This is a genomic window from Nocardia carnea (assembly GCF_029869215.1).
Classification (GTDB): domain Bacteria; phylum Actinomycetota; class Actinomycetes; order Mycobacteriales; family Mycobacteriaceae; genus Nocardia; species Nocardia carnea_B.
The window spans coordinates 1-9,133 of sequence record NZ_JARWPM010000242.1 but is presented as its reverse complement, the minus strand read 5'-3'; the positions used below and the strand labels follow the sequence as shown (position 1 = coordinate 9,133).

The window sequence follows — 9,133 nt, the reverse complement described above, 5'->3', positions numbered from 1 at the left end:
ACGAGGTCGATTTCCAAGTCGCCGGATAGTACGCGTTTCTGCCGGTACAGCCGCTGCTCGATGGATCGCTGGATGTAGGTGTCCGATACTCCGGTGATGCCTACGCGGGAGATGAGTGCTTCTGTGTAGCGGGGTGTTTGGGGGTGGGGCGCCCCCCCCTAACCCCCCCGCGACCGCGGGGGTCGCGCTAACCCCGGCCGACCGCGCCTCGAAGCGGTAGGCGCGGCCCGGTTCCAGACCGCCGAACTCCGCGTAGTGGAACGCGGTGGCGCCGGCGGAATTCCACACCGGCCGGAGCGGGCCGGTCGAGCCGGCGTCGGTCAGCAGTACCTCGCCATCGGTATCGACCGGAACCAGCCGACCCGCCGGATCGGCGGAGCGGCTGGTCCAGGTGAGTATCGCCGACGTATCGGTCACGGTGACGACTTCGAGGTCGGTGGCCACGATCGGGCCGGGTTGCGCGGTGGCGCGCTTTCCGCCGGCGAGCCCGGCGGCGGGTAGCAGCGCGGCCAGCCCGAATGCGCCCAGGACGGTACGGCGCGACGGCCCGCAGCAACTCATCGCCGGGCCCGGCGGCTTGCCGGCGCAGCGGGGAGCCGGGGACGGGCCCGTGCGGCGAGTAAACGGCTCGGCGGACGATCGTTCTGTGGTGGACAGGTCATCCGGCTCCTCCGTTCCCGGTGTCCTCGGCAGACTACGACAGGAACGCGACGTCGGATCGCCCGGTGCGGCCGCGGCCTTGCGTTGTGCCGGAACCTTGCGACCGCGGTCGCAATGGGCAGAGACCGGTGTCGGTCGGTACAGTCGGCGGCGGTACCGATCGCCTCCCCGGCGCGGCCCTCGACGCTGCCACCGAATCTCCGGAAGTGCTTGTGAATCTGCCCGCTGTATCGCCCGCCGAGTTCGCCGTCACCCTGGCGCCACCGCTCTCCTACGCGCACCGGGAAGCGTTCCGCGAGGTCGCCGAAACCGTGCATATCGCGTTGCTGCGACTGGGCTACCGCAGCGTGCTGTCCGACGATCTCGGCCTGCCCGGCCGGCGGCATATCGTTTTCGGCAGCAATACCCTTTCGTGGTGGAATCTCGAGGTCCCCGGCGACGCCGTTCTGTTCAACCTGGAGCAGATTTCGGTGGATTCGCAATGGGTCACCGCCGACCTGCTCGCACTGTTCCGCCGGCACACGGTGTGGGATTACAGTCTCCGCAATATCGCGGCGCTACATGACCTCGGTGTACCGGACGTCCGGCACGTACCGATCGGTTACGTTCCCGAGCTGGAACGGATTCCGCCCGCACCCGAGCAGGATATCGACGTGCTGGTGATCGGTTCGCTCAATGAGCGCCGGATGGCCCCGATCGAGGAACTGCGCCGGCTCGGCCTGAACGCGCAAGCCCATTTCGGCGTGTACGGGCCGGCTCGGGACGCGCTGTACGCACGCGCGAAAATCGTTGTGAACATCCATTTCTACGACACCAAGATCTTCGAGGTCGTCCGGGTGTCGTATCTGCTGGCCAACGGGGTGTTCGTTATTTCCGAGCACTGCGCCGACACCGAAGAAGCCGCCCGCTTCGCCGACGCGGTCGTTTTCACCGATTACGACGAGATCGTCCCTGCCTGCCTGCACTACCTCGCCGCGGCGGAGGAACGAGAAGCGCGGGCCGCGGCCGGTCGCCGCGTGATGCGGGACCGGCCGGCCACGGAGTACCTGGCGCCCGTGGTGTCGGGCTTGCTCGCTGTGCGGGAATGACCGCCGCACAGGTGGGCAGTTGCCGCTGATATCAGGTATCGGTGCCGGTCGACGAGCAGACCCGCCACTCGCCGTCCTCTTTCACCAGATCCTCGTCCGAGCTCTCGTCCACTTCGTCATCGGAGCTGCCGGGTATCGAGAGGCTGAACTTACCGGTGATCGTCGCTTCCGCCCGGTCGCCGGTGATGACGATATTGTCCACCGAATCGATCTGTACGGAGAATTCGGCTTTATCGGCTTCGGCCCGCTCGGATTCCGACATGCCGGCGATCTCGTCCCGGTCGGCCTTGCAGGCCAGTTGGGCTGCCGCCACGAAACCTTCGTCGCCCAGCGTGCCGTAGAACTCCCGGAGCGCGTTCTCGACCTGCTGCTCGTCGGAGGCGATCGGGGTTTTGCCCTGCATCGTCAGCACCACCACGGCCGATACCGCGCCGATGACGACGAGCACCGCCACCACGGCGCCGATGATCAGCCCCGTCCGGGGTTTGCGGGGCGGCGGGTAGCCCGGCTGCGGCGGAAAACCTGCCTGTGGCGGGTAACCGCCCTGCGGTGGCATCCCCGGTGGATACCCGGGCTGTGGCGGGTAACCGCCCTGCGGCAACTGCCCGGGCGGGTAACCGGGTTGCTGGGGGTAGCCGGGCTGTTGTGGATATCCCGGTTGCGGTGAAGCGCCCTGCGGTCCGGGGCCCGGAAGCGGTCCGCCGGGTTGCTGTCCGTACGGCGGCCCCGCCGGTGGCTGAGTCATGTTGTCTCCGTTCCCCGCTCTACTCCCCAGGATGGTCATTCGAAGACTACGGCAGAACCGCGCCCCTCCTGCCGATCGGAGCTTCCCGCCTCGGAAAGCTTCGCCGCGCACAAGTGCTCCGGCGTTCATAGACTTCCCCGGCGGGAGGGATTTCGACAGATGCATGGAGGTCAGGTGTCCGATCGGGGTGTTCATTTGTGCGGCAGTATTCCGCTGGCCGGTGCGGCCGAGGTTTTCGAGCAGGTTGTGGCCCGGCTGGGCCCGCATATCACCCGGATCCCCGACGGGGAGACCGGCGAACGGGACAACTGGGTCGTCTGGCAGTTGCCCAAACTGCAGAACCATCCCGACCTGGTCACCGTACCGCCGCCGAGTCCCGAGTACGGCCCGAGTGAGCGTGTCCAGCCGAAACCCGGGGTCGACGCCGGGGCAATCGAATTGGGCCCACTCGGCTATGCCCGGGCGGCTCTGGATTCGTGGCGGGTTTTCCAGGGCTTGCGTGATCAGGGCGTCATCGCGCCGGATATCCGGTTTCAAGTGAGCCTGCCGACCCCCATCGCGGTGGTCGGCGCGTTCATCGCGGGCCCGCAGGCGGAACTGGAGCAGCGATACGAGGCCCAGCTGCTGGCCGAGCTGGCCCAGATCGTGGACACCATCCCGCATCGGTCCCTAGCCGTGCAATGGGATGCTGCCGTGGAGTTCGCCCTCTTCGAAGGTGTTTTCCCTTCCTGGTTCGGCAGCGATTACCCGGCCATGCTCGCCGGTGTGGTCGAACGGGCGGCCAGGCTCGGCAATGCCGTACCGCCGGACGTGGAACTCGGCTATCACCTGTGTTACGGCGATTTCGGCCATCGGCATTTCGTCGAGCCCGCCGATACCTCGAAACTGGCTGCGGTGGCCGCGGGCGTCGCGGGCGCGCTGAACCGCACGTTGGAATGGGTCCACATGCCGGTACCGAAGGACCGCACCGACGAGGCGTATTTCGCCCCGCTGGCCGACTTGGCGCTGCCGCCGGAGACCGCGCTGTACCTGGGGCTGATCCACGCCACGGACGGTTTCGAGGGCACTCGCCGGCGCATGAAAGCCGCCGGCACGGTCGTCTCCCGGTTCGGTATCGCCACCGAATGCGGAATGGGCCGCCGACCGGCCGAACAGATCCCCGCCCTGCTGGACCTACACGCCCGTCTGGCCGCCTCCCCACGCTGATCCGAGTTCTTCCGGCCACCTGGTGCCGGGCCGGATCAGCAGGTCGGTCCGGTTCGGGTACGTGGCACTGCCGCTCTCGCGGTCGCCCACCCCATACATCCGGAATACGCGAAATTCCCCCGACCTGATCGGCGGGGGCATTTAGCACGCTGTGCCCACGGCAGGAATCGAACCTGCGGCCTTCTGCTCCGGAGGCAGACGCTCTATCCCCTGAGCTACGAGGGCGGGGATCCACCCGAGGGGCCGGGAGTCCGGTCGATCGGGCGGTCCACAGCGTAACGCATCACGGCCGGTGAGGCCAAAACGCGTGGTGGCGGGTCAGTTGAGCGGTAGCGGTTGGGCGCCGCGGTCGGCGAGCATTTTCGTCATCAGCCGGGATTCGCCCTGCTGGGCGGGCAGCATCTGGCCGGCCAGGGTGTGGATCTCGGTGGTTTCGGCGTGTTCGGCGCCGTATTCGAGCATCGGGACCCCGCCCTGATGGTGCCGCAGCATCAGCTGCAGGAACAGGACGTCGAGTTCCTGGCCCCGCGCGGCGCGGAGCCGGCGCAGATCGTCGGCGTCGGCCATTCCCGGCATGGTGGCCGTACCCGCGGCGCCGTGCTCGTGGCCGTGCCCGGCGTGCTCGTCCTGCGGCATCCACGTCATATGCCCGCCGGTGGCACTGGCCGGCGCGTCCCACATCTGCAACCAGCCCTGCATCCGGCCGATCTGGCCCTGCTGGGTGGTGAGAATGTCGTAGGCCAGCCGCCGGATATCGGTGTCGGTGGAACCGTTGAGCGCGATACCGGACATCTCCACGGCTTGCTGGTGATGGGTCGACATATCCTGCGCGAACCCGATATCGACCGGGCCGGCGTGGGTGTCGTCACCGGTGGTGTCCGGGGCCAACAGCACGCCGGCACCGAAACCCACGACGAGCAGCGCGATCGCGCCGATGATCAGGAGGGGAACGCGCTGGGCGCGCAGTTGCGCGCGCCAGCCCGTCCTCGCCGGCTGTCCGGCTTCCGGCATTACTGTCCCGCCCCGGGGGCCTGCTGTTCCGGCAGGGTGCCAGGCATCCCCGGGATGGCCGGGATACCGCCGGGCAGGCCGCCGGTGGGCACACCGCCCAGTTCGCTCTGATCGGGCTGCAGCCCGGCACCGTCCATGGGCACCGCGTCGGGGCCCGGTTCGCTCGGGTCGTAGGCCGGCGGGTTCTCGGTACCGAAGGTCGGGTTGGAACAGCTGGCGCCGACCTCCGGGTAGGCGTAGTTGTTCAGGCGCAGTGCCGTGATGAACTGGCCGATCCGCTCGTCGTCGGCGTCGGGCACGCTGAGCTGGTGGCCCCAGGACTGCAGCGAGATGGGCGCTTCCTGATCGGGATGCGGGGACAGCAGCATGTACTGTTCGCCGTCCACCCAGGCCTTCAGCGTGTCGACCCCGTCCTCGTCGACCTTCTCGGGGTTGTAGCTGATCCACACCGCGCCGTGCTCCAGCGAGTGGACCGCGTTCTCCTCGCGCAGCGGTTTCTCGTAGACGGCGCCCATGCAGTCGGCCCACGAGGCGTCGTGCGGGCCGCCGAACGGCGGGGTCTGGTCGTAGGCCACCCGCTGGGTGGCATCGACGTGCAGGCCCGCGGGATATTCGTGCTTCACCACGCCCTGGATCTGCGCAGACGGATCCTGGTTCTGCTCCGTCGGGGCGAATTTCTGGCCGAAGGATTCGCGCAGCGCCCGCACCTGCTCCTGGCGTTCGCGCAGCGCGGCCTCCTCCTGGTACTTCGGGACAAGGCTCACGGCGAGCGCCCCGATCAGCGCGACGAGCACCACGACCGCCCCGACGGTGAGCCATGGAATGCGCTGGCTGAGCGGTGGCTTGTTCCTGTTCTTACCGCCCCCTGCCCGGGCGGAAGAGGCTTTGCCCGCCGCCTTGACGGCTTTCGCCGATTTGGCGCTGGTCCTGTTCGGCATACCGGTCCTAGCTCTTTCCCACGTGATGAACAGTGCATGGCTGCGGTGCCCACTCGCGGCGCGCACCCACTCGGACCATAGGATAGAGACTCGTGACTCCAGCCGACCTCGCAGATCTCCTTCACGCCACGGCCGCGAAGGTACTTGCCGAACGTGGACTGGACGCTTCCGTCCTGCCCGACAAGGTCGATGTGGAGCGTCCGCGCAACCCCGAACACGGTGATTACAGCACCAATGTGGCGATGCGCGTCGCGAAGAAGGCGGGTACGAATCCGCGCGAGCTGGCCGGCTGGCTGGCCGCGGCGCTCGGTGACACCTCCGGCGTGGCGAGCGCGGAAGTGGCCGGACCGGGCTTCCTGAACATCCGGCTGGCCGCCTCGGCGCAGGGCGCGATCCTGGAACAGGTGCTGACGGCCGGTGTGAAATACGGCACCGCCGATACCCTGGCCGGAACGAAGATCAACCTCGAATTCGTCTCCGCGAACCCGACCGGTCCGGTTCATCTCGGTGGCACCCGCTGGGCGGCCGTCGGCGACGCGCTCGGCCGGATCCTCGCCGCGCAGGGCGCCGAGGTCACCCGGGAGTACTACTTCAACGATCACGGCGCGCAGATCACCCGGTTCGCCGAATCACTGGTCGCGGCCGCCACTGGGGCGCCGACCCCGGAGAACGGGTACGCGGGCGCGTATATCGCCGAAATCGCGGATCAGGTCGTTTCCGCGCATCCCGGCGTACTCGAACTCGACCCCGAGCAGCGACTCGAACGTTTCCGCGCCGAGGGTGTGGAACTCATGTTCGCCCATATCAAGAAAACGCTGCACGAATTCGGCACCGATTTCGACGTCTATTTCAACGAGAGTTCGCTGTTCGCCTCGGGCGCGGTGGAACGCGCGGTGGAAACCTTGAAGAACTCCGGCGACCTGTATTCGAAGGACGGCGCCTGGTGGATCAAGAGTTCGGAATACGGTGACGATCAGGACCGGGTGGTCATCAAAAGCGACGGGCATGCCGCCTATATCGCCGGCGATATCGCCTACCTGCAGGACAAGCGGTCGCGTGGCTTCGATCTGTGTATCTACATGCTCGGCGCCGACCATCACGGGTATATCGGCCGCCTGAAAGCCGCCGCCGCGGCGTTCGGCGACGATCCCGACAGCGTCGAGGTGCTCATCGGTCAGATGGTGAATCTGCTGCGCGACGGGGTCGCGGTGCGGATGAGCAAACGGGCCGGCACCGTGGTGACGCTCGACGACCTGGTCGAGGCCATCGGGGTCGATGCCGCCCGGTATTCGCTGGTCCGCAGCTCGGTGAACTCGAGTATCGATATCGACCTGGACCTGTGGACCAAACAGGACAGCGTCAACCCCATCTACTACGTGCAGTACGCGCACGCCCGCGCGGCCTCGATCGCCCGCAATGCCGCCGAATTCGAATACGACACGGTGACACCGGATTTCGCCCAGCTCGACTCGGAACTCGAAGGCGCGGTCATCCGGACGCTCGGCGAGTTCCCGCGGGTGGTGGCGAGCGCGGCCACACTGCGTGAACCGCATCGCATCGCCCGCTACCTCGAGGAGCTGGCCGGGGTCTACCACCCGTTCCAGTCCAACAAGGCGCTGCGGGTGCTGCCGATGGGCGATGAACCCGTGAGCCCGGTCAACGCCGCCCGGCTCGTGCTGGTGAACGCCACCCGGCAGGTGCTCGCCAACGGCCTGGGCCTGCTCGGCGTCACCGCACCGGAGCGGATGTGACCGCCACCCGCTATCGCAACGACCGACTGTTCCGGCAGTGGGTGAGGAAGGGAGACCGATGAGTGTCCATCCGGCCGGGCCCCGGCACGCCGATATCCCGCACGCGCCGAACCTGCCGCAGCGCCCGGCGGATCCGCGGGAGATGATCGACCTGCCCGCCAACGTGTGGCCGCGCAACGCCACCCGCGACGCCGACGACGTGGTGCGGCTCGCCGGTGTGCCGGTCACCGAACTCGCCGCACAGTTCGGTACGCCGCTGTTCGTGGTGGACGAGGACGATTTCCGGTCCCGCTGCCGGGATATGGTGCGAGCCTTCGGTGCGGACGCGCGAGTTCACTACGCGTCCAAGGCTTTTCTGTGCGGTGAGGTGGCGCGGTGGGTCCGGGACGAGGGGCTGTCGCTGGACGTGGCTTCCGGTGGTGAACTGGCGGTCGCGCTGCACGCCGGTTTTCCGGCCGAACGTATCGCGGTGCACGGCAACAACAAATCCGTCGCCGAACTCGAGGCCGCGGTCGCGGCCGGGGTCGGGCATGTCGTGGTCGATTCGCTGATCGAGATCGATCGGCTGGAAGCCGTCGCCGGGGCCGCCGGTGTGGTGCAGGACGTGCTGGTCCGGGTGACCGTGGGCGTGGAGGCGCACACCCACGAATACATTTCCACCGCGCACGAGGATCAGAAATTCGGATTCTCGATTTCCGGTGGCGATGCCATGGAAGCTCTCGCCCGGGTTTTCGAGGCAGATAATCTCCGCCTGGTCGGCCTGCACAGCCATATCGGTTCGCAGATCTTCGAAATCGACGGTTTCGAAATCGCGGCGCACCGGATGCTCGGACTTCTCCGCGAGGCCGTCGACAAATTCGGGGTGGAACGTACCTCGCAGATCTCACTGCTCGATCTGGGCGGCGGTCTCGGGATTTCCTACGTTCCGTCCGACGATCCGCCGCCGCTGGACACCTTCGCCGAAAAACTGCGGGTGCTGGTGGCGCGGGAGGCCGAACTGGCCGGGCTGCCGGTGCCGCGGATCGCGGTGGAACCGGGCCGCGCGATCGCCGGACCGGGCACGGTGACCCTGTACGAGGTCGGCACTGTGAAAGATGTGTCGCTCGACGGCGGACTGCGCCGCCGGTACGTCAGTGTCGACGGCGGGATGAGCGACAATATCCGCCCGGCGCTGTACCAGGCCGATTATCACTGCCAGCTCGTCTCGCGTGGTTCCGAGGCCGGGCCCGTGGTGGCCCGCGTCGTCGGAAAGCATTGCGAGAGCGGCGATATCATCATCCGCGACACCTGGCTACCGGCCGACGCCGGCCCCGGCGACCTGCTCGCCGTGGCCGCCACCGGCGCCTACTGCTACTCCATGTCGAGCCGGTACAACATGCTGACCAGACCCGCCGTGGTCGCCGTCTCCGACGGTACGGCGCGCCTGATCCTGCGCCGGGAAACGACCGCCGACCTGCTCGGCCTGGAGGTCTGATGGACACGACGAAAGGGGTGCCCGAGGTGACAGTGGCCGGACAGTGGGGCCCGGACCGCCCGATCGGTATCGCGGTCCTGGGCATGGGCAATGTCGGCCGCGAGGTGGTGCGGATCCTGCGCGATCACGCCGACGATCTGCAGTCCCGGGTCGGGGCACCGGTGACCTTGCGCGGCGTCGCGGGACGCCCGCAGGGCCCCCCCCCCGGCCCGCCCCCCCAACAGCGAACCACCCCCCCCCAGGGAAAAGTCGCCCCGCCC

The 9,133-nt window shown here is 67.8% G+C and carries 7 protein-coding genes, 1 tRNA gene and 1 pseudogene; 5 read left to right on the top strand and 4 right to left on the bottom strand.

The features are described from left to right. Positions 1-788: 788 nt before the first annotated feature. On the top strand, positions 789-1,748 hold the full coding sequence (locus tag QH276_RS16870) for a glycosyltransferase family protein (RefSeq protein ID WP_280399651.1): 960 nt from the start codon (positions 789-791) through the stop codon (positions 1,746-1,748). A gap of 31 nt (positions 1,749-1,779) precedes the next feature. On the opposite strand, the gene QH276_RS16865 is transcribed toward QH276_RS16870, so the two are convergent. After that, positions 1,780-2,304: an Rv0361 family membrane protein gene (locus tag QH276_RS16865; protein WP_280399652.1), complete on the bottom strand. Its 525-nt coding sequence runs from the start codon at positions 2,302-2,304 to the stop codon at positions 1,780-1,782. Between the two features lie 363 nt (positions 2,305-2,667). On the opposite strand from QH276_RS16865, the gene QH276_RS16860 reads away from it, so the two are divergent. After that, on the top strand, positions 2,668-3,699 hold the full coding sequence (locus tag QH276_RS16860) for a hypothetical protein (RefSeq protein WP_280399653.1): 1,032 nt from the start codon (positions 2,668-2,670) through the stop codon (positions 3,697-3,699). A 152-nt stretch (positions 3,700-3,851) separates the two neighbouring features. Here the strand turns inward: QH276_RS16860 and QH276_RS16855 are convergent. The 3 genes from QH276_RS16855 to QH276_RS16845 form a co-directional block, all read right to left on the bottom strand. Beyond that, positions 3,852-3,924 (bottom strand) — tRNA-Arg (locus tag QH276_RS16855). Between the two features lie 93 nt (positions 3,925-4,017). Continuing rightward, positions 4,018-4,710: a DUF305 domain-containing protein gene (locus QH276_RS16850; RefSeq protein WP_280399654.1), complete on the bottom strand. Its 693-nt coding sequence runs from the start codon at positions 4,708-4,710 to the stop codon at positions 4,018-4,020. Then, entirely contained in the window at positions 4,710-5,648 is a 939-nt protein-coding gene (locus QH276_RS16845; RefSeq protein WP_280399655.1) for a DUF3105 domain-containing protein, read from the bottom strand. Before QH276_RS16845 ends, QH276_RS16850 begins: the two co-directional genes overlap by 1 nt. 92 nt (positions 5,649-5,740) lie before the next feature. Here QH276_RS16845 and argS point away from each other — a divergent pair, with 92 nt between their 5' ends. The 3 genes and pseudogenes from argS to QH276_RS16830 form a co-directional block, all read left to right on the top strand. Next, positions 5,741-7,399 (top strand): arginine--tRNA ligase, encoded by a 1,659-nt coding sequence (gene argS, locus QH276_RS16840; protein WP_280399656.1) that lies wholly within the window; start codon positions 5,741-5,743, stop codon positions 7,397-7,399. Between the two features lie 58 nt (positions 7,400-7,457). Further along, positions 7,458-8,873 carry a diaminopimelate decarboxylase gene (gene lysA / locus QH276_RS16835; protein WP_280399657.1) on the top strand — a complete coding sequence of 472 codons (1,416 nt, stop codon included), beginning with the start codon at positions 7,458-7,460 and terminating at the stop codon, positions 8,871-8,873. Beyond that, positions 8,873-9,133, top strand: a pseudogene (locus QH276_RS16830) (homoserine dehydrogenase); the annotation flags it as partial. The gene lysA and the pseudogene QH276_RS16830, both read left to right, overlap by 1 nt.

Excerpts from the sequence above, each read along its gene's own strand:
- QH276_RS16850 (WP_280399654.1), bottom strand. The coding sequence starts at position 4,710 with ATGCCGGAAGCCGGACAGCCGGCGAGGACGGGCTGGCGCGCGCAACTG.
- QH276_RS16865 (WP_280399652.1), bottom strand. The coding sequence starts at position 2,304 with ATGCCACCGCAGGGCGGTTACCCGCCACAGGCAGGTTTTCCGCCGCAG.
- lysA (WP_280399657.1), top strand. The coding sequence starts at position 7,458 with ATGAGTGTCCATCCGGCCGGGCCCCGGCACGCCGATATCCCGCACGCG.
- QH276_RS16845 (WP_280399655.1), bottom strand. The coding sequence starts at position 5,648 with ATGCCGAACAGGACCAGCGCCAAATCGGCGAAAGCCGTCAAGGCGGCG.